Below are 24577 nucleotides of genomic sequence, written 5' to 3'. Positions count from 1 at the left end.
TTTGTGAGAGTGTAATCCAATATGCGGGATAAAAAAAAAGGGCGTTAAACAACGCCCTTTATTTGTAGCGGACTACTTAGCTTTTTCTGCGACGAGCCAGCAAGCCAACCAGACCCAGACCCATCAACGCCAGGCTGGCGGGTTCTGGAACAGTTGAGCTGACAACGATATGGTCGCGCTCGGTAGCGACTCTGCCGCCGTCAACAGTGGCGTAGATGTCGAAGTCGTAGGTGCCGGGAGTTGTGCCGGTGAAGGTGACTTCGAAATCATAGGTCGCAGCGCTGTCGCGGGTGTAGGAGCCGTTATAAGACGCAGGAGACACGGATACCATGCCGGGAGGCGCGCCAGAGATGTCGAGCGCCACTTCAGTATAGGAAGAAATAGCGGTCGAAATGGCGTCATTGATAGTGTCTACCAATGTGGTGGTGTCGATGCCTGCGTGATAGGTGCCGCCGGTCGCCGCAGTGATGCGGGAGGCCTGGCCAGTGCCATCTAAACAGAAGCCGAATGAGCAGTTGGCGACGTCAATCGCTTCCACCTGGATGCTGGCTGCCTGCAAAGCGGCGGTTGCGCTGGCTTCGGTTGAACCCAAAGAGGGGTCATGGCCCGTTGCGTCGCCGAACCACAGCAGGATGCGCTCAGCGTCTGGACGCCAGGAAATGGTGGTTGCGACCTGTTCTAAAGCGTAAATGTTCGCTTCAGGGAAATCGCCACCGCCGCCGGCGGTCCAGGTGTTGATCGCTGCTTGCGCCGCGGAGGTGTCGCTGGTCATATCCGTCAGGGTGCGATAAGCGAAGAAATCGGTGGCGTCACGATAGCCGCCTACGCCGAAGTTAATGTCGCCAAAGCCCGCTGCTGTGCCCAAGATAGAGCTGGCGGCGGCTTTAACCGCTGCAATCTCTCCACTCATACTGCCGGTTTCATCCATCAGGAAGAATACGTCTACCTTGGATGTGCTCGCTTCGGCGTCAACGGTGACTGTCTTGGTGATGGTCACGCTTTCGCCGACATCAAGCGTCGCAGAGAAAGTAGTGGGAGAGATGGAATCCGCCATCGCCGTAAACGGCAGGAAAGCGGTAAAGGCGAGTGAGCACGCTAGTCTTTTCATTGTTACCTCCTGGTGTGGGTTGTAGTTAGATTTAGTACTGCAATGAAAAATTTCTTGAGATTGCTCAGGGAACCTATAAGGCACAAAACAGGCCAATCTCTTTAGAACCCCGCTTATTGGGGTGTTTCTTAACTCTTTTAGGAAGTGGCCAATCGGGAACTGTAAATTCGTTATATAAGTATTTCCACTAAAGGCCAAAAGGCTTATTCCATTAAGGATAATTTCGCAAAAATCGGGGGGTTTGTATACAAAGCTAAGTACCTGTTTTGTATCGTTTTTGTGTGATCTAACGATAGGCCTAAACGCCCCTGGCGCAAGGGTTAGATTGAATTTTAAACAACCTGAAATTTAAGAAGGTGTAAATTCTTTGAACGCTGTCGAGGGATCAACAGAACACGGAGTTGAGGCGTTAACTGTTTGTGTGAAGGGAAAAAAATAGCGCTGACGGCTTGGTCGCTATCAGCGCTCAAATATGGCTATTTAACCAGCAAAGGAAGAGGCTTTCTGTCTATCTGTCTGACTATATCTCTGTCTGACTAACAACTAAGGCTGAGCGGCGTACCACACGTTGCCTACGCCATGGCCCGTCGCGTCGCCTTGCTGACGGTCGCCAACCCACAGATACAGAGGCTGGTTCTTGTAAGCCCACTGATAAGTGCCATCTTTACGGCCGACGATCGTGAAGTCGCCCCAGGTTTTAGCTTCTTTCTTGGCGAAAAAAGGAGGCCAGCTGTCTGCGCAGGAGTCGTAGCAGGCAGACGCGCCATTGCTGTCTTTGGTGAAGGTGTACAGCGTCATGCCTTGTGCGTTGGCGAATACTTCACCGACAGAGGTAGAAACTTTAGTGACGACCTTAGAGGAGCTGGCGCTGGCTGAAGAAGTTTTCAGCAGTCCGCCGGTGTTGTCGTAGGCGTTGCTATAGCCGTCAGCGCTGGCGTAGCTGTTGGCGCTGTAGCTCTTGCTGGAGCTAGAATACTTTTCATCGCAGTAACGATCCGCTTTGCCTTCAGCAAATACGGCGGAGGTGAAACCGGCGGTGGCGATCATCAGAGTGGTCAGTGCGGCGAACTTTTTCATCTTTCTATCCTTTATCTATCTAAGTGTGATCTATCTAAGTGTGGCTAGCGGGTCTCGGACCCTGAATTTGAAACTCGTAGATAAAGACGACAGGGATGCGGCGTTTGGATGCAAAGAAATTAAAAAAATTTCTGATTTCTGAATTTCACTTTAAAAACAACTCTTAAGGTTCCGTTAAGAATGCGCCGTTAATCTGCGTACATGAAACAAGGAGAGGGCGCTAACCCGCCGCGGAAGTACGGCGGCTCTCTCTAAAAATCATAAAAGAACGAAACACCCTCAATAATGCATAAAAGGAACCTTAATCATGGCTAGTTACATCTATCTTCCCGTTGTCGGCCCGGAAATGATCGCACTGTCCGCGCAACTCGCCGGTGTCTTGAACGCCACCGTGATTCAAAAACCGCGACTCAGATTGCCCACGTCGCCTGGTTGTCTGTCGCGTTTACACGCCACTGACACGCTGTATATTTTCACTCATGGCGCGGGCAGGGGCGATACGGCCACCATCGCCGCCAAGGAGAACGGCTGGTTGCCGAGAAACCGTCAGCACTACGATAGAGAGACGAAGCATTGGGTAGGTGGGGTGTTCAAAGCGTTCACCACGGAACAGATGGCGGACGACTTACGCGAGGAAGGTCTGCCGCTGAACTTCATCGATGTGCATGTACTGGCCTGCGGCGGCGGATACGCCGGCGCGTTGTCCCCCTGGGTGGAGCGTTTCTGCACCAAACTTTCCAGAACCCATGTCTTTGTTGAAGTCACCGGATATCAAGGGTTCGTGCATATCTCCACCGGCTCTATCCGCGTCGAAGACCGCAACGATCGCGGCGCCCGCAGCTTCTACAGCCTGGAGGAAAAAGCCGTGGTTTACCGCTCCGGTTATGCGGAAATGACCGCCGGCCGCGGCAGATCCTCCTTCGCCCGTCCCATCAATACGCGGGATCGGTCGCATCATAATACCTAAGGGCGATTGCACCAAATACGTAAGGGAAGTTGCAAAGGGGGGAGTGCTCTCTCCCCTGGCGCAATAATCGGATAAGCTGATCCTTGAGCGCCTGTTTCCTCACAACACTCCAATAAGATGCGAAGCCTTGCCCCAATAAGACACTGTCCATTCATTGTTCGAATACGTGATTTCGGAATAGGCGCAATTGAAGTGGGTGTATTGGCTGGCGCTGGTGTGGTCTTGGGCATGTATCCACCAGATCAGCGCCTTTAAAAAGTTGCCGTGGGTGATCGCCAGGAGGGTGTCATCTTGATGATGGGTTGCAAGTCGATTCAGGAACTGGCTTGCTCTTTGCGCGACTTCCGCCAGGCTCTCGGAGTTTTCGCCGGCTTTTTGGTGGGGGTGTTCTCCCCGGATAACGGCCCTGGCGGAAGGGTCTCTTCGGTCTATGTCATGCAGGGACAGGCCTTCATAGGAGCCGAAGTTCTGTTCTTGCAGCAAATCGCATACCTCAAAGTCCGGCGAAATGACCTTGCATGTTTCCATACAGCGTAAAGCGGGCGATGAGTAAACCTTGGCGAAGCGGTAGTGTCTCACTTCCGTCGCCAGCCTGTCCGCTTGCGCTTTGCCCTGGTCCGTCAGGTCAGAGTTGAGACGGCCTTGCAGGCGACCTTGTTGATTCCAGATCGTCTGGCCGTGCCGCGCCAGGATGACTTTCATGCTATCCATTCCATTTCGTTCCATTCCACTACTTCACTGATTCTCTATTCTGAACGACCGAAAGATTGGCACTGTAGGGCTAACCTGGATTATTGTCGAGGGTAGCGATTTCCTGTTTCTTTTTGGGGGGAGAAAGAAAATGAACTTCGATAAGTTTAAAGAAGAGACGTTAAAGGGCCTGCGCGCTTCGGCGGAATCTTATGCGGAGATGATTCTGTCCGAACCGGAAACCATGGCGGAATTAACCGACGCCAGCGATGAGGCCACGCGGGAGGAACTCATTGACGAAATCGTCGACACCGCCTGGGAGCGCAACGGCGAAGCCTGGTTCGAACGCTTTGTCATCGAGCCGGGACTACCCGACGACATTGAGCCAGACGATTTAATGAAAATGCTGAGGCCCAGCGCCAAATACCGGGAATGGGTGCAGGCGGTGATTGAGGAGAGGGTCTCGGAGAGTTGAGTAGCATATCAATGGAGTCTGTAATATGAAACTCGAAAAATGAGGTGTCTCAATATGAATGTTTCAAATGATAGTTTGGGAAAAATAAAGAGTCTCATTGACGAAGGTAAGTTCTCTTGCTTAAAAGATTTGTGTGAGAGAATACGGCAGGCGTACGGAGGGGCTCCCTCAAGTAGTTGGTTATGTATGAACTGTGAATCTGAGATAGATGAAGAGTGGTGCGTAACTTGCCATAGTAAGGATTATTCAATTCCAGTAAGCCCCTTTTCACGAGAGGATATGAACTCACTGCATGCCTTCTCACAATCAATTGCAGACACGATGAAGGATATTACAGAGTAATAAATGGCGACAAGCAATGAAACTCGGTGGGAGCTGTTTGTTCAAGAGGTGGCCGAACATGGTCTGGTGTGGACGATCGAAAAAGATGGCCAGTTTGTAACCTCAAATAACAGGCACGGAACAAAGTGTTTTCCGTGGTGGTCAAGCAGGGAGCGAGTAATCGCGCAGATCAATCAGGTTCCGGCCTATACAGGCTATATTCAGTCTGGCTACGAATGGCGGACGTTTCTGGATGAATGGGTTCCATCTCTGCGGCAGGCGAAATGCCTGCTTGGCGTGAATTACAGTGGTAAAACCAATGTTGGATTGGACTTGCCTATTGATGAAGTCATCAATGCGGTTAAGATGGCGCGGTCAAATCTTGGTTAGCTAGAACACATGCTGGTAGCAATATTAAAAGGTGCTCTCTTTTAGGTATTTTCCTAAAGGAGAGAAGAGTGAAGAAACGTGAAGTACGTCTTATCAAGGCGTTTGGGCGCAATGAAGCAGGGCTGGCGGATTTACCTAAGAAGGTGTCCGGCACAACGGTTTCGAGAGTAGTTCTGGGGGAAGAGTGCGGTTGCTCGCGCTGCTTTCCCCACGGTTTTGAAACCGTCAACGCCACAAGTCCCCAACGCAGTTGGAAGACGCATCGTAAAACCAGATGGAAATAAACAGTGATAAGGGCGCCAAAGTGCGCTCAACATCGCTGCTTGCAAAAGAGAACGGGGCTTTACGCCCCGTTTTTTAATTCAACGCCGCCTTCAGCACTTTGTGCTCATCTTCGCTGACGCCGAGTTTCCAGTAGCTGGAGATGTACAGGTCGCTTTTTTCCAGTCCTTCCTGGGCGCGGAAGTGGTCCCGCAACTGGCGCATGCTGTTTAGTTCGCAGGCGCACCAGACGGAGGGACGTCCTTGCAGCCAGGGCAGGTCGCGGACTTTGTTCAGCAGCAGGTTGCTGTCGACGCCGGGATGGGGATTAATCAGCCAGTGCACGTCGAGGTTGGCGGGGGTCTTGAGGGGCTGGATATCCGCCTCGCTGATTACCTCAATCACCGCATAGCCCCTCGCGTTGGAGGGAAGCTGTTCCAGGTTGACGCTGATGGCGGGCAGGGCGGTCATGTCGCCGACTACCAGAAACCAGTCTGCTTCCACATCCACCAGTTTTTTCGGACCAGGGCCGCCGATCAGGATCTGTGAACCGATTTCCGCTTGGATCGCCCAGGTGGAGGCGGGGCCGCCGTCTTCGTGAATGACGAAATCTATGTCGATCTCATCTTCTCTTTGAGCGCGCACAGTATAGGTCCGCATCAGTGGGCGCTGCTCGCCGTCGCGGGGGAACATCAGTTTGACGTATGCGCTTTCCTGGTCGGCGGGAAAGCTGGCGATGCCGTCGCCGCCCAGGGTAACGCGCAACATGTTGGGAGTAATCGATTGTCTGCGAACCAGTGTCAGTTCGCGGGGCGCAGGTCTGCTCATTTCATCCTCGTGAATTCAGTAATAATAGGGCTCCGTCGTGAGGAGCGGCTGTATTCAGTGTTTGAGGTTTTCCGCCATCGCATTCGCGAGTTTGACGAACTCCCGGATCTCATCAGCATTGAGGCCTTGCGCCATGCGGCTTCCCGCCAGCGCTTCCACCTCTTTTATTGTCTTATACGCGTCAACGCCTTTCTGGGTTAAATGCAGTAGCTGGCTGCGTCGATCTTCAGGGTTATCCCGTTTTTCAATCAGCCCTTCCTCCAGCAGATCTTTCACCACCCGCGTGATCTGCGCCTTATCCCGCTGCAGGCGTTCTGCAATCACCTGGGCGGTACAAAGAGTGTTTTTCTCACGGGCGTGGTTGATCACTTTCAGCGAGCGTATGTGGGAAACCGCCAAAGTCAGATTGACCTCCTGATACGCCTGACGCATCGCGCGTTTATAAGCATGAAGCAGACGGTGCAGGGACTCTCCGACGCTGGTTTCCGGGACGTTGTTTTCTGGCATGATTCACAGTTCAGGTTAGTTGACTATGTCAACCATAATAGCATTGGTTGATACTGTCAACTAAAAAGGCTGTCGATCAAACAGTAAGCTTAAGCTGTTGGGAAATGAGTCCAAGGGCATTGATTTACAGGACGTGCTTTAACAGTAGTTCAGTCAGGTCCGCGTGGGGCATGGGGCGGTAAAAGAAAAAGCCCTGCACCAGCGCGCAGTTATCCGTTTTTCCTCTTACGAATTCCAGGGTTTCGGCATCCTCAATGCCTTCCGCCACCAGTTCCAGATTCAGGTTTTTGCCGATATCGATAATGGTTTGCACAATGGCGGCTTTTTTCGCGTCTTGCAGCGCGCCCAGTAAGAATGAGCGGTCGATTTTCAGGTAGGAAAAGGGAAGTTCCTGCAGGTAGCTGAGGGACGAGTAGCCCGTGCCAAAATCGTCCAGGGCGAACCTGACGCCCTGGCTCTCCAACTGCAGCATGGCGTTTCTCACCAGGTCTTTATTCGCCATGAACAATGATTCCGTGACTTCCAGAATCAGTCTGGAAGGCGACACATTGAAGCGCTCAAGCTCGCCCATGATATCGTTGACCAAGGCGACGTCATTAAAGTCGGCGATGGAAAGGTTGACGGAAATCGTGGTGTCCGTAATGCCCTGACTGCTCCAGTGCGCCAGAATCTTGCAGGCTTCATGGACCACCAGGCGACCAATGTCTCTTATCATGCCGGTATTTTCGGCGATGGGGATGAACACTCCGGGAGGAATCACGCCGCCATCCGGCTTTATCCAGCGAATCAGTCCTTCAGACCCCTTGATGGCGCCGGTTTTAATATCCACCTTGGGCTGCAGATAGAGCGTCAGCTCAAGGTTTTCGATAGCTTTGCGCAACTGGTTTTCCACGGTCTGTTTACGCACTTCCTCCTCAGCGATGCTAAAGCTGAAGAACTGAATGGCCGAACCATGATTAAAGCCATGGTATTTGGCTAGATCCGCGTGACGGACCAGATCATTCACGGTCTCGCCGTCTTCCGGATAAATGCTGACGCCGATGTGGCAGGATATGAAGTAAAGGTGATTGCCGAACTCGATGGGCTGGCTGATATCCCGCTCGATGTTTTGGCAGATCGACATCACCTCGTCGCTGCCGGAGATATCCCGCAAGATTGCGATCAGATCATCGCCGCCGAAACGGGCGACGATGTCCTGATCCCGCAGACGCAGCATGATGCGGTGCACGGAGTCGATCAGTATGGCGTCGCCGACTTCAAAGCCCTGGGTGTCATTGATTTTCTTAAGGCCGGATAAGTCGATGAAAAGGACCGCCAGCTTCATCAGGTGGAAGCTATGAAACCTGAGCTGCTTTTCAAGAAGCTGGTTGAGGCAGTTGCGATTGGGAAGCCCCGTCATGGTGTCATGCAAGGCTTGAAAACGGATGATGTCATCGGTGATTTTCTGCGAGGTGATGTCCTTGAAGCTCCAGACCCGGCCTTGCAGTTGGCCGTCCACCACTTTCGGGGAGGAGTAAAACTCATAATAGCGCCGGCGTTTGAATTCGATGACGCCATTCACGTTGATAAAGGGGTCTTTGCGTATGGCTTCAAAGGTTTCCTCAAGCTCCGTGGGGTTCTTGCATATCAGAAGCAGCTGCTCCTCAAATATCATGTCCGCCTGCAACTGGTTGATGAAGTCCTTGCCCTGCCGATTCAGGAGGGACAGCTCGCCGTTACTATCAAAGGAAATGATGGCTTCTCCGGTGGCGTCCAGAATGGCGGTTAATTCGGCGCCGGAGCGGCTGATCTGCGTATTGGCCTGGCTTAACTCATCAACCTGCCGCGAAAGCAGCGTATTTTGCTCGTTTAACTCATTGGATACGACGAACAGGGAGTGCTCAATGAAGCGTATTTCATCCTCATGCTGGGTATAGGCGTCCGATATGCTCTCCAGAAAGCGGGGATGCGCCGCCAGGAGTTCGGCCAAGCCCGCTCGCTTCAGTTGGCGGTGTAACAGCTTGTGCATCATCCGACCTCTTCGAAAAGCGTCACCGTCATCGTCTGGTTCAGCAGGCCGCAGCGTCCGTCGCTGCAGATCACTGAGGAAATCTCGCCGTAAGAATAAAATCCCGCCATATGACATCCCTCGGATATCATCTCTTTGACCTCTTCCAGTTCTTCCTCGGTTCTGACGCCCAACACCATCCGCCGTCCAACGCAGCTGACCAGGATCGCCAGTTGTGAAGTCGCGCCTTTTATATCGCTAATGGCTTTCTCCGTAGCGTAGCCCGCGCCTGATATCAGGTTTTCGTAGTTGGCGTGCATAATCTGACAACTGGCGCCCTCCGGCACATTGCCGGCGAACACCATGCTTTGGTCTTCTTCATTGATGGAGAGAATCGTGCGAACGACCAACTCCGTGGCGACGGGATGTTTGAGGCCGATAGGAAAGCGCAGGGCGGACCCCGGCAGCTCATTGGCGTACTCGCCGAGATAGGTCTTGTAGATTTCCAGGGCGGGCTTGTTATCCAGTTCGTACAGCACGTTTTTCTGCGATCTGGTGACCTTTCTGTTGGGACCAAACGGCTTCCAGCCGCCGAAGTTGCCTTTGCCGACCTTGAGGTTCGGCCCATAAAAACAGATAAGCGCCACCAGCCCGCCCCGGTACTGATCGTTCAGCCAGACCTTGGTCTCTTTGAAATCCATGCCGTCCCCCGCCAGACCGCCCGTCATGTAGATATTGTCCGGTAACTTCTTGCAGACGGAGCGGATCAGATCGGAGCCGTTGACCACGTGCCCGTCCGACATGACGAAAATGTGCACCAGGCCTTCGGTGTTCAACTGCTCCGCCAAATGCGCCCCCAAGGCGCCGCTGTCTCCAAAATCATGGAAGTCGGCGGACAGGGTCTCTATCCGAGAGGAAGCGAAGGTTGCTGCGGTCAGGCAGATACAGCTGTCGTACAGTTTGGTTCCCTCAATCGCCCCGCTGGTGGTGCAGCCGGTAATCTGCGCCTGTGGGAATGCCTGTCTGACCTGATCGCGAACGCCGGGATCGTCCATGATGTCTTTGGAGCCAAAAGCGATGACCCATTGGGCGGAGCTGGCCGAGGGCAGGGGCTGGCTCCAGGCGCCATTCTGGTATGTCGATTGATAAATCTCCGTCACTGCAACCTCCCTTTTGCCGCAATTACTGTCTGGTCTTCTTTCTCTTCTTTCTTTTCATGCTCGACTTTGCTACTTCGCCACTGCTCTCAACTTTTATTTTTTTGTAAAAAGTCCTCCTCAAAGAATAGACCGAGATCCGCGATACGCATCGCCGACAGGCGGAATTGGCGCGTTTCAGGCGTCTCTATGGCCGCATCGACAAAGGAAACGGCAGTGTCGCCTTAGGCCTGCGATTTTATGGCTATACTTCACAGCAAAGCGGCGTGAAGGTCTGAGCCATCAGCGAGGCATGAAGTAATGGTGTGGCTGCGCAGAATGTTCTGGTCCGGCATCCTGATAAGCATCATGGCGACACTGCATGCGCGCGCCGAGGACAAAGTCTGGCTGTCCATCGGCGAGTTCCCGCCGTATTTCTCCTCGAAGCTGAGTCACTATGGCGTTTTCCCTCACATTGTCGAAGAAGCCTTCGCTGTCGAACACATCCAGGTCGAGTACATTTTTCTGCCCTGGAAGCGAGCGCTGCGGATGGCCGCAGAAGGAGACTATGACGGCACGCCGGGATGGGTTTACTCCAAGGAGCGGGCGCAGCAGTTTTCGTACAGCGATCCGGTTCTCAACGAAACCAAAGTGTTCTTCCATCTGAAAAGCCTGAACTTTGACTGGAACGGCATTGAAGACCTTAAGCCTTACAAAATTGGACTGACGCTGGGGTATTTCTATGGTCCAACTCTCGCCAAAGCCGAGGAGCGCGGTGATTTTTTATTTGAGCGCGTGTCGACGGACCTGCTGAATATGAGAAAACTGGCGGCGGGAAGAATTCAGTTGTTTGTCGTCAATCGTGAGGTCGGCTTGCAGATCGCCCGCAGCGAAATGCCCGCCCAGGACGCCGCCAATATCGCTTATCACCCCAAACCGATCTCCGTGGACGCCCAGCACCTGCTGATCTCAAAGAACATTGACCCTGTCCGCGCGCAGTTTCTGTTGGATTCATTCAACCGGGGATTGCGGAAACTAAGGGAAAACGGCCGCTACGATTCGCTATGGAAAGAAGATATTGGGGGACCAGGCCCATGAGGCCTCCCGCCAATTATTATGCCTGAACTAAACTTGATAGAACCCTGTCCGATACGCCAAGCGCTCAGGAGGCTCTGATGAAACAGCTGCTGATGCCCCTAATTTATTGCGCGTTAGTCTGTCCACTCCTGGCGTCAGCGGAAGAGCTGAGTTTGACCAATGGCGAGTGGCCACCATTCACTTCGGAAAACTACCAGGATTATGGGTTTATTTCCCATGTCGTCGCGGAGGCGTACAAACTGGAGGGAATCGACGTCAAATACACCTTTCTGCCCTGGAAGCGAGCCTTGCAGGAAGCGCAGGAAGGGGATATCTGGGTGGGATCTGTCGCCTGGTCCAAGGCCGACGGCAGACCTGATCATTTTGTGTTCTCCGAGCCGATCATTGTGCTGACGGATGTCTTCTTCCATCGCAAAGACCTCCCTTTTGACTGGAACACGTTCGAGGACCTCAAGCCTTATCGCATTGGCGCCACGATCGGGTACTCTTATGGCAAAGCGTTCAGTGAAGCCGAAGCAAAGGGGCTGATCACCGTCGAAAGAATCTCTACCGATGAAAGTAACTTCAAAAAGCTGGCGCAGGGGCGCATCAATCTGTTTCCCTGCGTGCTTGAGGTGGGCTACGAAATTCTCGCCCATAATCTGCCGTCAGGCATCGCCACCAGCATCACCAACAATCCGAAACCGCTGCGCAGCGTCGGCTATCACGTCATCATCACCAAGAAAAATCCCCAGGCCGAGCGCTATATCGCCGCGTTTAACCGTGGACTGCAAAAACTGAAAGATTCCGGACGTTACGAGCAATATCTGGAAGGCATCGTGGAAGGCCATTACCACAGTGAGTCAGAGAAAGCGGCGCAATAAAACGGTGAGATGAAACAATGATGCGAAACGATGGCGTCACTGCGCCGGATGTTCAGGGGGAATGAGGCTGGGGTCTATTTGCAGACGATTCAGTTTGCCAGAGGCAATCAGCTGTTGCATCCCTTTATCAAACTGCGCCTTCAGCCAGGCATGGCGCGGCGATTTCTTCGAAAACATCAGGTACAGCTTGGCGGTATACAATTGCTCCGGCAGATATCTGATTTGCTGGCGCTCCGCCGCGTCAAAGTGCTTTCTTAAGACTTCCAGCCCCACCACCAGATCACTGGGAAACAGGTCGATATGGCCTTTGATCAGTTGTCTGAAGTTGGTCGCTTCCGAGTCGCTGCGACGGACCGTGAATAATCCCGTCCGTTCCGCCTCATCCAGCTTGTTCCCGTAGTTGTAGCCCAGTATGGCGCCGACGCGCAGCCTGCTGGCGTCTTCTGGTAGTGTCCAGATTTCTTCCCATGACAAAGCGTGGCGCCTAGAGTAAAAGAACACCGTGCGTTCAATGATGATCGGCATCTCGCTGAAAACGAAATCCCGCTCCCGCTCTGCGGTTCTTTCCCACGCAATGGTGGCGTCCAAGTCTCCTTGCTGGCAGAGAACGAAACTGCGATTCCAGGGATGGAAGCGGTACTCTACATCGATATTCGCCAACGCAAACGCCTCGGAGACAATTTGCGAGGTGGGACCAAAATGAGGCGCTTCTTCGGAAATATACGGCGGCCACTCGCCACTGCCGATAAGAATCGCCTCCTGCGCCAACAGTGAAGCGCTCCAAAGCAACCCCAGGCACAGGAAAAGCCGAATCGGAAACATCTGTAAACGCCAACGGCGCATCGTCATCACCTAAAGTCATCATGCGTGGCTTCTAAAAGCGTAGCAGATTGCCAAGTTGGGCGGGGCCAGGCCTGAGGTTATTACTTCTTTTGACAGATTGCGTTTAACTGATAATTAGAGTGCAAAGACTCTGAGCGAGGCGTTGGATGGCGCTGTGCTTATCCAACCTACATTTCCAACCTACATTTCCAACCTGCATTTATCTGACCCGGATTTATCAGTTATGCGTTCTTTTGGCTCAGGTTATTCCAATGCTCAATTATCTTTCTGTTCATTGCATCGGGTTACTTGCTAAGACGCAGATAAACCAGCAGGTTAAGCAGTGCGGGGGGATTGATTGCTGCGGCGTCGTCACGCCAATCAATGGCGGCGGACATGATTCGATTCAGCCTGTGCAATCCTATGGCTTCGCATTGTTGCGTTAATTCTCGCCACCGGGATTGAGCATTGGGCGCCGCCTGTCTAATCCCTGTGATTAGCAGGTCGCAGAGTAATTGGTCCAACTCCTCCAATAGCCGAGACAAGGCTGACTGCTCCAGGGCAAGGCGATTTTCCGCAGGTAGCGTATGGGCGGCAGGTATACCGGGCATGCTGGCGTCGACATAGGGTTGCAGTATCATGGCCTGATGGTTTACGGAATACACAATACTGACTGGTTCAATCGTCAGCGCATGCGTGTGCTCCGTGACAGCGCCGGCGACATAGCTGATTTGGGCGCCTTGCATTCGCAACAGTTGCAATAGCGCCTCCGCGCCTTCCGCTCCACGCGTGGAATAAGGGAAGGCGAGAGCAATGCTGGCGCCTTTGGCGTCCAGAAGATCCGCTCTGACGCACTGGGACGCAGTATCGAAACGGGGATTGGCGACGCCAGCGACTTTGAGTACGTAAAAATTTTCATTGGCCTTGAGAGACCGAAACGGTCCCGCCAGCCGACTGGCCAAGCGTCGGAGGAGTTCATCAAAGTCCTCCATTAACAGGTTCTGGCGCAGCGTCGACCATTGATAGGACTGTGGATTCACCGCAGTCTGGCGACCAAGGGTCATCCGGCTATCCAGAGATAGCTTGGCGCCTGAGGTGAGTATCTGGCCTTTGCCGTAGTCACGGATGGGGTGCTGCAGCATATACATACGCTGGGCGATCTGATGATTGGAGTGGGGCGCGTCTTCTTCCTTCGAGGTTTTCTGGCGTTTCTCCAGAATCACGAGCGCGCCGGTATCCGCACTCTGTAAAAACACCTCAGCCAAGACGCAGTCACCGTCTTCTCGCATGCGGCATCCCAGACCTATATACCGGGATTTACCGGTTCGCTCTTTCATCCTTTTGGGCCCACCGCCTCTAATTACGACTTCCGGCGCAGGGAGCGCCGGAGAGGCAAGGGCGCGCCTCCGACAGAGATACTCGCCCATGTGGCGAATTGCCTGCGAAGGGGAAAAAGAACCGTCACGACGGTTATAGCGGTCTATCTGCTCTACCAGTTGCTCACAATGGCTGGCGGGCCAAAGCCAGTCATACCTGTGCAGCGCTTTGGCGGCGCGCCGGAATTTGTCCCGTAAGCCAGGCTCCAACTGAGACAGTCCGCACTGCAGCAGGCGAACAAACAGGTCGCCGACGGACCGCAACGCTTCCGGTTCGGCAGGGGGCGGTGGGCAGGTGCTGACATAACCGGCCGTCTGGCCCTGCGGGAGACGCCTGAACGCCAGTATGGCGATAATCGCCGCCACCGCCGTCAGTTCCTCATCGCCATCGGACTGCACATAACGCGGATCGCCCGGAGCTAAAAAGCGGACCGCCACACCAATCGTCTCAATAATCGCCAGCGGTTTCTCGCTGAGGGCCAACTCCGCCAGTACGCCCTCCTGAAACCACTTCTTCGCTTTACGGATTTGCGCTGGAGCGTATGCCGTCGCCATCAACTCGTCGCTGATATCTCCCGGGTTCCAGGTGACCGGGACAGGCGTCTCTGCGTCTTTCGCACGGATTTCCTGATAGGCCAGCACCAAGGTAATCAGGTGGCGACAGGTAGTGGTGGATGGGCAGGTGCAACGTCCATGAGGAAAGGCTTCCTTCGCCCCCAGTTGCGTGATGACGCCGTCTGGCCATTGCGCCGCCAGATTGCCGGCGTCATCCTCTGACAAAAGAGTCTGGTCCGCGTCCAGTTCTGCGCTCAACTTCTCCAGGTCTTTCTGCGCTCGCTTGACGGTTCCGCGATTGGAATAGCCTTCCAGGTCCTGCAACGTCATGCTGAGCAGATCATCACGGCGCATGGTCATTCAAAGTCACTCACTCTAGGCCCCAACATCATCGATTTATCGTTTTACAGCGTCGCCGGTCGTCACTCGATGACCTCGGACACCCAGTTGGCGAGTTCTCCTGGCGTCATGCAGCCCACTTTCGCGCCGATATTCGCCATTTGTTGCGCAATGCGTTGGTCATACACTGGGTTGGCCCGCTCATCGAGAGCCGCCAGCCCCAGCACTTGGACGCCGCTTTCAACCAGATCCTGGGTGACGCTCAGTAAGCGACGAGGATCGCCGCCTTCATAAAAATCGGAAATCAGCACGAGAATGGTCTTGGTCGGTTGAGACACTAAAGACGCTCCATACTGCATCGCGTGAGCGATGTCCGTACCTCCGCCCATCTGCACTTTCATCAGCGTCTCCACCGGGTCCTGACAATGATCGGTAAGGTCCACAATATTCGTGTCGAAAACCACCAGATGGGTGTCCAGCGCCTGAATGCCCCAGAAAATGGATGCGGTTACGGCTGAGTATATGACGCTATCCATCATGCTGCCGGACTGATCCACCAGAATAATGAGCCGCCATTTATCACTTTGCCGTCGGATGCGTGAATGGAAATAAGGAGTTTCGATGACCAGCCTGCCGCGCTTCCGGTCGTAATGCTTCAGGTTACGACGGATGGTTTCCCGGGCGTCAAAGTTCTTCGCAATCTTAAGGTGACTGCGCTTTAAGCGATGAACCCGCCCGAGGAACGGATGACGCATCGGGCGGGCCAGCTTTTCCAGCAACTCGGAGATCACCCGTTTCGCCATGGCTCTCGCCAGGGCAAGGACCTCCTGATTCATAAGATGCTTGGTGTGCAGGATGGCTTTGAGCAAGGTCAGGCTGGGCTGCGCTCTCTTCAACAGCTCAGGATTGGTCACCATCTCCTGAATCTGATAGCGCTCCAGCGCGTCTTTCTCCAGACGCTCAATCGTTTCTCGGGGAAAAAGTTCATGAATGCCGTTAATCCATTCTGGTACGGTGAGCGATGTGGCGTCCAGCGTCCCTCCGCGAATATTGCGCTTATCCCGTTGGTATTCCTTGCCATAGAGATAGTCCAGCAACTGATCCTGACGGCATTGCTGAGGTGTCATGGAGGGGTTCAGATGTTCACTGTCCGTTTCGCCTAGAATCAGTCGCCATCTCAACAGCTGCTCAGCCTTCATCGGTGATCTCCAGATCGATGCCATATTCGCGGGCCGTGGCGAGCAGGGCGCTTTCAAACTTCATGGCGTCTTCAATATCCTTCAGTTCCGGAGTGAATGTCTCGGCCTCTGTTCCTGCGCGTGCATGCGCTGCGATTCCGGGGAGATGATCCGCCAAATACAGTTTTTCCCGCGGCGTGAAGTAAGTGAACGCCAGACGCAGGCTGGGCAGCGCCTGCATAAATTCGTGCGCGTCATAACCCTGAACCACCTGATGGATCACATTGATCAAATCGGGGTGGCGTTGCACAGTCTCTCTGGCGATGCGAAACAGGCCGACAAGAAAATCTCCCAGGTCCGATGTGGCGATCTGCCGAACAAAAGGGGTAATGCTTTCTCCAGGGGTAACGCCTAGCATAAAACAAGCGCCCAAAGCCGCCCCCCGGATTTCCGGCGCCTGTTCCGGTTCCTTGCACTGGTTCTGCAAACTGTCTGCGAAGGGCGCTTTGGACCAGCCCAACGCCTGCGACAGGGCAAAATGACAATGCAGCAGCGTGCGAATCGCCTCGACAAATTCAAATCCATTATCAGGACGCCCCAGAGAGTCGAGCAAGAACAGCCCGCGCTCATACAAGGAGTTCGTCAATGGGGCGGTGGCGTCGATATTGTCCCAACCAAGAATATCGTCATATTTTTGCAGATAAGTCACGTGGTTCAAGGCAGACGCCACTTCCACAAAATCGCTGCAATGGCCTGTCTGCTGGGTCAGCTCCATCATCAGGTTGTGGGCGTGGCGACCCAGTCCGCACAGGGCGGCGAGAATGAGCAGCTCTGCCGTATCGCCCAGGCGACCTTTGCGCTGCATCATCTCCAGTAACCGCTGATTGGAGGCCTCTTCCAGCGAGGCCCCGTACTTGGAGGCTTCGATTTTTCCGGCATCGAACTCCGGCGTCCAATGCAGCCTCCATTCCGCCTGCACCGCCATGAGATCGTTTCGGGCGATGAAGTCAGGCGAGGACAATAGCTCAAATCCCGCAATGCTCAGAAGCTGCAGTCGCCGCAATAGGCGGTTCTGCTGCAGATCGCCTGTCTCCAAGAGATTCAGGGAGACGATGCGAGGCGTTGTTGTCGGCCATAAATCCAGTGATCGCAAGAGAGCGTCAATGTCCTTCGCCAATGGAGGCAGGCTTGTCTCATCATGCAAACGTCCCTGGCGGTCGCCCCGGAATACCTCATGAATCACTTCGTGCATGGGGTGATAGCCCCCATGCGCTAATTCGTCTTTGATGATGGCGCTGCTCAGCCCGTCGTAAATGTCCTCGCGCCATGGCGCAGGATGACCGCGCAGGGACGCCAGCGCCCCGATACTACATTCCGCCGCAATGCGGTCGGCGGTGCTGAAGATCAGTTTGCGTTGACGCAAACTCAAGGCAATGGAGTCGATCAGCGGTTGCGCTTTAAATTCGCCACCGTTTAAACGCGCGGACCAGATCTGATGATAAAACTCCGGCCCGGGCATGCCGGACTGATACCCGGTCAGCGCATCCAGGCGGGCGTAACTGTATGGGGTGAGGGCGGCGCCTTGTTCCCGCCAGAGCGTTTCTGACTGAGGCGGCGGAGTCGAATTGTCCGCGCACTTCAGCAGTTCAGACAAAGCGCTGCTGTGGAAGCCCCCTGTCACCACCAGAATCGCTCCTGACACCCGCTCGCCGACGTCACGGATTCTGTCCGCCATGTGGCGCTCCCGCGCTAGATTGACCGGATCCGGCGGCAAGCCGTGACGCTCTCGGTCTTCGTCTTCAAAGGTGCGGATCGCCAGGCAAAATGCGGCGACTTTCTGCATCAGTTCGTCCGGTGAAGCCGGATCGATTTCAAACAGCTCGTCCCAGGCGGCGTCAAAATCTTCCACTTTCAGCTTCTGACATAGCGCTTGAATATACCGGCTCCGTCTTAACTCGCCATCGGCGTAGCGATGCTCTTGGTCTTGAACTTCCTGATCGGCGTTCTGCAGACGCAATGCGCAGATCTCCGGCCAGGCCAGGTCGATGAAGGCCACTTCGCATTTGAGCTGCTGCGCCGCCTGCAGCGCGCGCCACTCGGGGCTGTACTCACAGAACGGGTGGTACGCCCCCGCTCGGTGATCGTCGTTCGCAACGTAGGTATAAATCGCCAGCGGCAACTGATGGCGGAGGAACAGCTCTTCCAGTTGCGGGTTATATTCACTGGGCCCTTCGATCAGGATGGCCTGCGGCTGCAACGCCATCGCATACTCATACACTGCAAGAGCGCAGGCGGGACTGTGATGCCTAACCGGGAAAAAATGAATGCGGTCAGAGAGCATTAGTAGTCACTTAACGCCTGTTTCGCATTGGCGAACTCGCCCCAGGCGGCTCCTTTGCGTTTACCCGCCACATGATGAAAGTAGTGTCTGATTTTTTTCAGGTCTTCGCTGGAGTCTTTGGCGGCGGTAGAGCCCAGAGCCGAAACGAGATGTTCGGCGGTTAAAGCGCCAGCGTTGTAGTAATACCCCTGCACGCAGGCGGCGAAGGCCACGGCGACCGATTCCGCCGTACTCATGACGGAATTTAGCGGCTCCAGAGCGCCGCCGCCGATGACTTTACCATTACGCAACTCATGAAAAATCGTCACCAGAACCTCGGCCTTGTCCACCGGCAGCGTCATGGGGATTCCTGCGTGTTGCAGCAAGGCGTTGGTCTCTCTCGCCACTAATTCCATTTCTTCTTCGATGCTAGCGATAGGGTGCACCGTTTCAAAATTGAGGCGGCGCTTCAACGCCGCGCTCATTTCATTGACGCCTTTATCCAGAGTATTGGCGGTCGCTATCAGGTTGAAGCCCTGGCGCGCGTAGACCGCGCTTGCACTCTGCTCCAGTTCGGGAATATGCAGCACCCGGTCGCTCAGAATAGATAAAAGGGTATCCTGAATCTCCAAAGGGCAACGGGTAATTTCCTCGAAGCGAACCAGCTTGCCCTGTTGCATGCCCTGATACACCGGCGCTGGAACCAGAGACTCGGGACCAGGCCCTTTCTCCAGCAGCAAGGCATAGTTCCAGGTGTATTTGATCTGGTCCTCGGTCGTCCCCGCCGAACCCTGGATGGTTAATCCAGAGTCCCCCGAGATCGCTGCGGCCAGCAATTCGCTCAGATAACTTTTGGCGGAGCCCGGCGGCCCGATCAACATGAGGCCGCGGTTGGTCGCAAGGGTGGCCACGCAGCGCTCTATGAAGCGTCTTTTCCCCACAAATTTAGGGCTGATATCCTGGCGGCTGTCGCCCAAAATAAAGTCGATAACCGCCAAAGGGGAGAGATTCCAGCCCGGTGGCTTTACGCTTTCACGGTCTTTAGCGACCAGTTGCTCAAGCTCTTCGGCGTAGCGTTGTTCCGCTGGCGGACGCTGCAGGGATAAATCACTCATTGTGCGGCCTTCGCAGCAAGCTGGTTCAAATCTTTGATGACTTCACTGAGTACTAAAGGGTCCACCTGTTTGAGGGGCAGGATTTTATCTTTGATATCCCAGCCATAGCCTGAGGGCTGTCGCATGCCTTCCACAAAAACGATCTCGGTGGTCTCCAGCGTCTCATCCGCTTCGATATACCCCATGGCGACCACCCCTTCATAGTTCACGACAGCCGTGACATTGGCGGCGGCGAACTGTTTGGAGTGTTCGTCAAATCCGCCTGCGTCCATTGCTTCGCCTCGGGCCCAACCCTGTTTCTCAAGACCGAAGACCAGCGTGGGGGCTGGCAACTTCAGCTTCTCGAATCGGGACATGGATTGCTGCTCCAGCTCCTGCTCATTCAGGGCGAACACCGGCCGGCTGAGCTGTTGAAATGGAGGAAGAAGTTCGTAGTCGCTGAACATCTCGCCCCAGGCGTTTTTATCCTCTTCTGACAGGTGCAGCGGGTGGACGAGCCCGACTTCATCAAATTTGTCCAACGCCATCGGGTCGTCATTGACGTCAGCAAAATCCTGTTCGTCCGTTAAACGAAACGTCCCAGCTAACTTGCCACTTTGATAACCGCCCCAAAGCAGCAGCCTCGCCAAGTGCGTCATTAATGGATGACGGGCGATCAGAGTGTTAAAGTCATCAGCTTTCCAGCGGCGTCCCACTACCATGGCCTGCTCCAGCCGCTCCGCCTGAATCTTGGCCATATCGCGAATCTGCTTTTTGACCAGTTTCCATTCCTGCAGGGACGTGTTGGCCAATTCGGCGTCGTCCTTGGCGGAAGGCTTGGGCGGGTTGTCGCGAAGCTTACCGCTGTCATCTTTGAGCTTCGGCTTCAAGTCGGCGCCCAGCACGAAATGGAACTGTCGGGGACCATAATCAAATACCCGTCGACCGGTGTCGTCCAGTCCGCAGTCCGGGATCACCATGTCTTCAAGTTCCGCCTTGGTCAGTCCTTTCTCCCTGGCGATTTGCTCCATGTATTCCTGCGCTTTGGACTTAACGCCTTTGAACTTCACTTTCTGGGAAATTCCGCTGAGTTGCATCAAGGCGGTTTTAGAGCCGATCAATCGCAACACTTCCAGGCCGGACACCGCTCGCTGGTGCTGGGACTCGCCAGGCCACTTTCTGATCATGGGCGTTAGTCTCATCACTGACTCGTCGCCCCCCAGGTATCCCATCGCCATCATCGCCCATTTCTCTTTCGAGGGCGCGCCCTCCGACAACCAGGTTTCGAACAGAGTCCAGACGAAGCCGTCAAGGCCATTCCCGTCAATCTCCCCTTTAAGCTGCTGGAAAAAAGGCGCCTGCTGGCTATCCGCCGTTTTCAGGACCGAGAGTAGCGCCGTTACTTGTTGGGCGCTGAGCGCTCGTCCTTGCATTATGATAGGAGGAAGGTCGTTAGCATTGACCCAGTCGATTGGCTTCGCTTTCGACTTCGAGGCTAATCCCGTTCGCAGCCAGTCGGGAGTTTCCGCGTCTGTGAGTGGGTTGTCGGCCGGGTCCTGATAAGTAAGCACCTCATCAATGGTTTCCTTGATGGCCGGTTGATGCGCCGCCGTCTGTTGCATCAGTTCCGCGTAGCCTTTGCGCTTCATCAAGCGCAATGCGGCCAAGGCGTCCTGACGCAGCGCCCCCGAACGATGATTGGCGACGCAATCCGCCAACCCTGTCACTGCAGCCTGTGGATGCTCATCCAGCCAGTTTTTAGCCATTTTCGGCGCTTTTGACGATTTAGTCAGGGCCAGCATGACCGGAGCGACTTCCGCTGCGTTGACGGCGATTAACGCGGACAGCTGATTTTCCGCTTCATCCCGATTGGACTCCTGTTTCAAGGACTCCTCGATATAGTCCAGATGCTGAAGTCCTGTGTGAGCCAGCCAGGCCCGGATGTAGTCGGGATTGGACAACCGTAATTTCAAGCGCCGGAAGTGGTGACTGATCCGTTCCGGGTCCTGGAGACCGAAAATGATTTCCTGGGGCTTATGGTAGTGGTCGTGCCAACCATCTCCGCTATATAGCTTGTCGTCCCAGGATTCCACCACGCCCGTCAACAGGTCGGACAGGCCCAGTACAGCGGCCAGAACGAAGTAGTTGGTGGTTTGGTAGAAATCCGACACCGGCCAGTTCGCTACGTTGACATGCGCTTTTGCGGCTTCTTGCAGGCGCTGAACCGCAGGCGCGGACAACAAAGGAAGTACATGTTGCAGGCCGCGAACTCGCTCCCATTGAAGATCGGAGCCGTGATAACGGGCATCTTTTTCCGTAAGAACCAGGTCCAGAAATTCTTGTTCAGATAACAGGTTGAACGCAGGAATCATCAACCAGGGCGTGTTGAGCGTTTCACTGTAGAGCATCTTTTTATAGTTCACCGCCTGAGTGAAATCCCACTCTTTCAAATGCTTTTTACGTTCAGCAACCGTCCGGCGACTGTTTGCCATGGCGACGAGCCAGAACGTGGCTTCCTCTTTGCTCATGCGCAATGGGATCTCTGCCGTCCGCCAATCAAAGTCGCCCCAGTAGCTGGACTTATCGATGCGAATATTGGAGAAGGTTTTCATCAAGCGCGCCATGTCAAAGGGGCGTGGAGGGGGGATTTCGGCGTCTTCCTGTGGACGCCAGGCAACCCAGCGCCAGTCAACAGGAAGCAGCCCAAGTGAAACGGGCTCTTCTGAGTAGGCGGCGAGGGGCTTGCTTTCCGCGGGGGATACCGTTTCAGGCGACTCTGAACGCGCCGCTGCCTTTTTGGGCGCCTCCTTCGCTTTGGAGGAGGCAGTCACTGCCTGAACGGGAAGGGATTCCGCAGACGCGGCTTCCTCGACGTAGCCTTTTTTCAGTTTCGCAGCAATCTGTTTGTCATGCTCTGACTTGGCTTTTGCCTCAGAATCAAACTCTTTGGTTTTTACTTGTCCATCTGTCCCGGCTCTGCCGTAACGGATGGTGTACTGATTTCCCTGTAAGTCTATTTCCCAGAACTTATCCGAAGCGCCGTCCTTTAATGTCAGTCTGCGCACGCGTCCCCCTGATACTTATTAGTGAACTATGAAATCAATAAATTAAAGCCGCACTCTAGCCGACTAAACGTCGAGATAAAACCAAAAACGCAACATTAGTTTCCGAAGGGCCAGACGCTAAATTGATCGGCCCATACTTGCGGAAAGTAACGGCGTATATGAGGCGGTTATAAACGTCATACAAAACAAAAATAGACCGGTAGATAGATAACTTGGCCGGCGATCACTCCATATTCTGACCTCTGAAACGACATGTTTTATACCCGGTAATTCAGCATATGGAGCATCTACATGAACGGAAGAGAACAGTTCTCCCTTCTCCTTGCGGATCTCGGCAGTTCCATTGGGCTGCCTGACTTTCATCTTAAGGATGAGCAGCCCGCCCAGCTTGTCTTTGACGACAATATCGTTGTCAATTTTGAGCTCTGCCCGAATGAAACGTTTTTGATTATCTACAGCAGTCTCGGTGAGGTCGTCGACGCTTCCAGCCATTCGCTTGAACCCCTTAACGCCAGATACAAGCTGCTGTTGGCGGCCAATCTGTTCTGGCGAAAAACAGGCGGCGCTACGGTGGGGCTGAGCGACGACGGCCTCGCCATCATGAGCTACCAGCATCCCGTCGACGGGTTGGACGCCCGCGCGCTGGAGTCGCTGCTGGTCACTTTTGTGGACTGCGCGGAGTCCTTGAAAAGGACTTTGCAGAACGCTGACGAACAGTCAGAGGCGCTTTCCATCAGTCACCCAATATCGTCAATCCCATCAATACTTTCCATCCAATCAACCGATCATTTGGTTAAAGTTTAAACATCAGGAGTCCATCTCATGACCAATCCAATTACTCTATCCAGCTTTGTGACCGCCGCCCGTCAGAACGAGGGAAGGTTGGTGGTTAATAGCGATAACACTGTGACCGCTCCAGGAAATATGGGCGCGCGCCATGTCATGTCCTCCAGCGCAGACAAGAGAGTAAATAGTGAGAACCAAAACGCCAATAACCAATTTGAAAAAGTCGTGCGACAAGCCTTTGGAGATAAAATCGCGGGGCAGGCGATAGGGACCGCTCTTCAGAACGGAACGCAGGCCTTAACCGGTAGAACAGTTTTAGCGGTCTTTGAGCATGCCAAACAGTTGCAAGACGACAAGGGGCTCTTAGGGAATATGTACGCGTCTCTGATGGACAGGATTGGCCTGGCGCCGAGCAGAAGTCATATCAGAGAAACCTGGCATGACTTAAAACCCCATGTGAATGTTGAACAAAGGGGCCGCGGCGAGAGCGACGCCACCGTCGAGTCTCTTGACCTGCATGACATACATTCTTTTGCGACCTTTGCCCCTAAAGGCGTATCAGAAGCGGAAGCGATGGAATTTCTGATGACCCATGACGACGGTAAGTTGCTGATGGCGAACATAGCTCGTAATACCGCCGATTGGGATGATTCAACCGCGGAGAAGAAAGCGAGCAATACTCAGACCCGGCTTAATATCGCCATGCAACAGGTCATGTCGGGGGAAAGACTCCCCACGCGATTACAGCTTAATGTAGGCGACGAACTGGTTAAGATTACTAAACGTGGAGATACGCCCAGCGCCTATTCGCCATACTTCACCACGCGGACCGCGCTCGAACAGGCGATCGGCACGGTGGACAATGAAGACCCGAACCGCTCCATCGCCGCCGTCTTCGGGTTGCCGCTTGGAAGCATGGATACTAAAGACGTGTATGACGTTCATGTGATCAGAGTGACCCAAGCGACGTCGGTTCTCACCTCCACTGTTGCGCCGACAGAAGAGCTGGGCGGTCATGTGAAGACCCCGGGAGGCGCCATGCAAATTCTAATGAGCCGGGCGGACGCTGAGTCGGTAACCAGCACACTGAAAGAAAGAGCGGATACCAGCGGGGTTGGGGTCAGCGCCAAACGTACGCTAAGCGAAAATGTGGGCGCGGCGGTGAAAACGGCTTCCGATGGTATCAGCGCGGTCGTGAGCTCTATGAAAGACCTCGCGGGCTTCGTCAGTAACTTGAGGGCTTAGGAGTAATCTATTCAAGCCTGCTGTAGTAATCCGGCGGACGAATAGCGCTTCGTCATTCGTCCGCCGGGTTTATAACGGCCTGTTTTATA

General features: G+C 54.2%; 21 protein-coding genes. 8 read left to right on the top strand and 13 right to left on the bottom strand.

Features of this window, described 5'->3' with window-relative positions:
* Positions 1-76 precede the first annotated feature (76 nt).
* Positions 77-1108: a VWA domain-containing protein gene (locus ONV78_RS30170; RefSeq protein ID WP_279508283.1), complete on the bottom strand. Its 1032-nt coding sequence runs from the start codon at positions 1106-1108 to the stop codon at positions 77-79.
* 543 nt (positions 1109-1651) lie between these two features.
* Entirely contained in the window at positions 1652-2185 is a 534-nt protein-coding gene (locus ONV78_RS30165) for a hypothetical protein (RefSeq protein WP_279508282.1), read from the bottom strand.
* 307 nt (positions 2186-2492) lie between these two features.
* On the opposite strand from ONV78_RS30165, the gene ONV78_RS30160 reads away from it, so the two are divergent.
* A complete protein-coding gene (locus tag ONV78_RS30160) occupies positions 2493-3152 on the top strand; it encodes a hypothetical protein (protein WP_216740176.1) in 660 nt (219 codons plus the stop codon).
* Between the two features lie 99 nt (positions 3153-3251).
* On the opposite strand, the gene ONV78_RS30155 is transcribed toward ONV78_RS30160, so the two are convergent.
* Complete coding sequence (locus ONV78_RS30155; protein WP_279508281.1) at positions 3252-3863, bottom strand: histidine phosphatase family protein; 612 nt, start codon at positions 3861-3863, stop codon at positions 3252-3254.
* A gap of 130 nt (positions 3864-3993) precedes the next feature.
* On the opposite strand from ONV78_RS30155, the gene ONV78_RS30150 reads away from it, so the two are divergent.
* The 3 genes from ONV78_RS30150 to ONV78_RS30140 all read left to right on the top strand — a co-directional run bounded on the left by ONV78_RS30150 (position 3994) and on the right by ONV78_RS30140 (position 5312).
* The gene (locus ONV78_RS30150; RefSeq protein WP_279508280.1) at positions 3994-4317 is read left to right on the top strand and encodes a hypothetical protein; all 324 of its coding nucleotides are present in this window, start codon (positions 3994-3996) and stop codon (positions 4315-4317) included.
* A gap of 345 nt (positions 4318-4662) precedes the next feature.
* Positions 4663-5028, top strand: coding sequence for a DUF2750 domain-containing protein (locus tag ONV78_RS30145; RefSeq protein ID WP_279508278.1), 366 nt, complete (start codon positions 4663-4665; stop codon positions 5026-5028).
* Between the two features lie 68 nt (positions 5029-5096).
* The gene (locus tag ONV78_RS30140; protein ID WP_279508276.1) at positions 5097-5312 is read left to right on the top strand and encodes a hypothetical protein; all 216 of its coding nucleotides are present in this window, start codon (positions 5097-5099) and stop codon (positions 5310-5312) included.
* Positions 5313-5385: 73 nt separating this feature from the next.
* Here ONV78_RS30140 and ONV78_RS30135 read toward each other — a convergent pair whose 3' ends face one another.
* The 4 genes from ONV78_RS30135 to ONV78_RS30120 form a co-directional block, all read right to left on the bottom strand.
* A complete protein-coding gene (locus ONV78_RS30135; protein WP_279508274.1) occupies positions 5386-6117 on the bottom strand; it encodes a siderophore-interacting protein in 732 nt (243 codons plus the stop codon).
* A 54-nt stretch (positions 6118-6171) separates the two neighbouring features.
* Positions 6172-6624: a MarR family transcriptional regulator gene (locus ONV78_RS30130; protein WP_279508272.1), complete on the bottom strand. Its 453-nt coding sequence runs from the start codon at positions 6622-6624 to the stop codon at positions 6172-6174.
* Positions 6625-6748: 124 nt separating this feature from the next.
* The gene (locus ONV78_RS30125) at positions 6749-8635 is read right to left on the bottom strand and encodes a GGDEF domain-containing phosphodiesterase (protein WP_279508271.1); all 1887 of its coding nucleotides are present in this window, start codon (positions 8633-8635) and stop codon (positions 6749-6751) included.
* Entirely contained in the window at positions 8632-9771 is a 1140-nt protein-coding gene (locus ONV78_RS30120; protein ID WP_279508270.1) for an FIST N-terminal domain-containing protein, read from the bottom strand. Before ONV78_RS30120 ends, ONV78_RS30125 begins: the two co-directional genes overlap by 4 nt.
* 297 nt (positions 9772-10068) lie before the next feature.
* On the opposite strand from ONV78_RS30120, the gene ONV78_RS30115 reads away from it, so the two are divergent.
* Entirely contained in the window at positions 10069-10845 is a 777-nt protein-coding gene (locus tag ONV78_RS30115; RefSeq protein WP_279508269.1) for a transporter substrate-binding domain-containing protein, read from the top strand.
* Between the two features lie 77 nt (positions 10846-10922).
* Complete coding sequence (locus ONV78_RS30110; protein WP_279508268.1) at positions 10923-11708, top strand: transporter substrate-binding domain-containing protein; 786 nt, start codon at positions 10923-10925, stop codon at positions 11706-11708.
* A gap of 36 nt (positions 11709-11744) precedes the next feature.
* On the opposite strand, the gene ONV78_RS30105 is transcribed toward ONV78_RS30110, so the two are convergent.
* The 6 genes from ONV78_RS30105 to ONV78_RS30080 all read right to left on the bottom strand — a co-directional run bounded on the left by ONV78_RS30105 (position 11745) and on the right by ONV78_RS30080 (position 22457).
* Entirely contained in the window at positions 11745-12551 is an 807-nt protein-coding gene (locus ONV78_RS30105; protein WP_279508267.1) for a transporter substrate-binding domain-containing protein, read from the bottom strand.
* Positions 12552-12835: 284 nt separating this feature from the next.
* On the bottom strand, positions 12836-14821 hold the full coding sequence (locus tag ONV78_RS30100; protein ID WP_279508266.1) for a hypothetical protein: 1986 nt from the start codon (positions 14819-14821) through the stop codon (positions 12836-12838).
* Positions 14822-14883: 62 nt separating this feature from the next.
* A complete protein-coding gene (locus ONV78_RS30095) occupies positions 14884-15999 on the bottom strand; it encodes a VWA domain-containing protein (RefSeq protein WP_279508265.1) in 1116 nt (371 codons plus the stop codon).
* On the bottom strand, positions 15989-18319 hold the full coding sequence (locus ONV78_RS30090; RefSeq protein ID WP_279508264.1) for a DUF5682 family protein: 2331 nt from the start codon (positions 18317-18319) through the stop codon (positions 15989-15991). Before ONV78_RS30090 ends, ONV78_RS30095 begins: the two co-directional genes overlap by 11 nt.
* Entirely contained in the window at positions 18319-19413 is a 1095-nt protein-coding gene (locus ONV78_RS30085) for an AAA family ATPase (RefSeq protein ID WP_279508263.1), read from the bottom strand. The genes ONV78_RS30090 and ONV78_RS30085 overlap by 1 nt, the downstream gene beginning before the upstream one ends.
* Positions 19410-22457: a WGR and DUF4132 domain-containing protein gene (locus ONV78_RS30080; RefSeq protein ID WP_279508261.1), complete on the bottom strand. Its 3048-nt coding sequence runs from the start codon at positions 22455-22457 to the stop codon at positions 19410-19412. The genes ONV78_RS30085 and ONV78_RS30080 overlap by 4 nt, the downstream gene beginning before the upstream one ends.
* Before the next feature lie 291 nt (positions 22458-22748).
* Here ONV78_RS30080 and ONV78_RS30075 point away from each other — a divergent pair, with 291 nt between their 5' ends.
* Both ONV78_RS30075 and ONV78_RS30070 read left to right on the top strand, forming a co-directional pair.
* Positions 22749-23261, top strand: coding sequence for a type III secretion system chaperone (locus ONV78_RS30075; RefSeq protein WP_279508260.1), 513 nt, complete (start codon positions 22749-22751; stop codon positions 23259-23261).
* A gap of 18 nt (positions 23262-23279) precedes the next feature.
* On the top strand, positions 23280-24488 hold the full coding sequence (locus ONV78_RS30070; protein WP_279508259.1) for a hypothetical protein: 1209 nt from the start codon (positions 23280-23282) through the stop codon (positions 24486-24488).
* Positions 24489-24577: the final 89 nt, after the last annotated feature.

It is taken from the genome of Hahella sp. CR1 (assembly GCF_029813005.1).
Taxonomy (GTDB): domain Bacteria; phylum Pseudomonadota; class Gammaproteobacteria; order Pseudomonadales; family Oleiphilaceae; genus Hahella.
This window is presented reverse-complemented; position numbering and strand designations above follow the sequence as displayed.

Excerpts from the sequence above, each read along its gene's own strand:
- ONV78_RS30170 (WP_279508283.1), bottom strand. The coding sequence starts at position 1,108 with ATGAAAAGACTAGCGTGCTCACTCGCCTTTACCGCTTTCCTGCCGTTT.
- ONV78_RS30165 (WP_279508282.1), bottom strand. The coding sequence starts at position 2,185 with ATGAAAAAGTTCGCCGCACTGACCACTCTGATGATCGCCACCGCCGGT.
- ONV78_RS30160 (WP_216740176.1), top strand. The coding sequence starts at position 2,493 with ATGGCTAGTTACATCTATCTTCCCGTTGTCGGCCCGGAAATGATCGCA.
- ONV78_RS30155 (WP_279508281.1), bottom strand. The coding sequence starts at position 3,863 with ATGGATAGCATGAAAGTCATCCTGGCGCGGCACGGCCAGACGATCTGG.
- ONV78_RS30150 (WP_279508280.1), top strand. The coding sequence starts at position 3,994 with ATGAACTTCGATAAGTTTAAAGAAGAGACGTTAAAGGGCCTGCGCGCT.
- ONV78_RS30145 (WP_279508278.1), top strand. The coding sequence starts at position 4,663 with ATGGCGACAAGCAATGAAACTCGGTGGGAGCTGTTTGTTCAAGAGGTG.
- ONV78_RS30135 (WP_279508274.1), bottom strand. The coding sequence starts at position 6,117 with ATGAGCAGACCTGCGCCCCGCGAACTGACACTGGTTCGCAGACAATCG.
- ONV78_RS30130 (WP_279508272.1), bottom strand. The coding sequence starts at position 6,624 with ATGCCAGAAAACAACGTCCCGGAAACCAGCGTCGGAGAGTCCCTGCAC.
- ONV78_RS30125 (WP_279508271.1), bottom strand. The coding sequence starts at position 8,635 with ATGATGCACAAGCTGTTACACCGCCAACTGAAGCGAGCGGGCTTGGCC.
- ONV78_RS30115 (WP_279508269.1), top strand. The coding sequence starts at position 10,069 with ATGGTGTGGCTGCGCAGAATGTTCTGGTCCGGCATCCTGATAAGCATC.
- ONV78_RS30110 (WP_279508268.1), top strand. The coding sequence starts at position 10,923 with ATGAAACAGCTGCTGATGCCCCTAATTTATTGCGCGTTAGTCTGTCCA.
- ONV78_RS30105 (WP_279508267.1), bottom strand. The coding sequence starts at position 12,551 with ATGCGCCGTTGGCGTTTACAGATGTTTCCGATTCGGCTTTTCCTGTGC.
- ONV78_RS30100 (WP_279508266.1), bottom strand. The coding sequence starts at position 14,821 with ATGACCATGCGCCGTGATGATCTGCTCAGCATGACGTTGCAGGACCTG.
- ONV78_RS30095 (WP_279508265.1), bottom strand. The coding sequence starts at position 15,999 with ATGAAGGCTGAGCAGCTGTTGAGATGGCGACTGATTCTAGGCGAAACG.
- ONV78_RS30090 (WP_279508264.1), bottom strand. The coding sequence starts at position 18,319 with ATGCTCTCTGACCGCATTCATTTTTTCCCGGTTAGGCATCACAGTCCC.
- ONV78_RS30085 (WP_279508263.1), bottom strand. The coding sequence starts at position 19,413 with ATGAGTGATTTATCCCTGCAGCGTCCGCCAGCGGAACAACGCTACGCC.
- ONV78_RS30075 (WP_279508260.1), top strand. The coding sequence starts at position 22,749 with ATGAACGGAAGAGAACAGTTCTCCCTTCTCCTTGCGGATCTCGGCAGT.
- ONV78_RS30070 (WP_279508259.1), top strand. The coding sequence starts at position 23,280 with ATGACCAATCCAATTACTCTATCCAGCTTTGTGACCGCCGCCCGTCAG.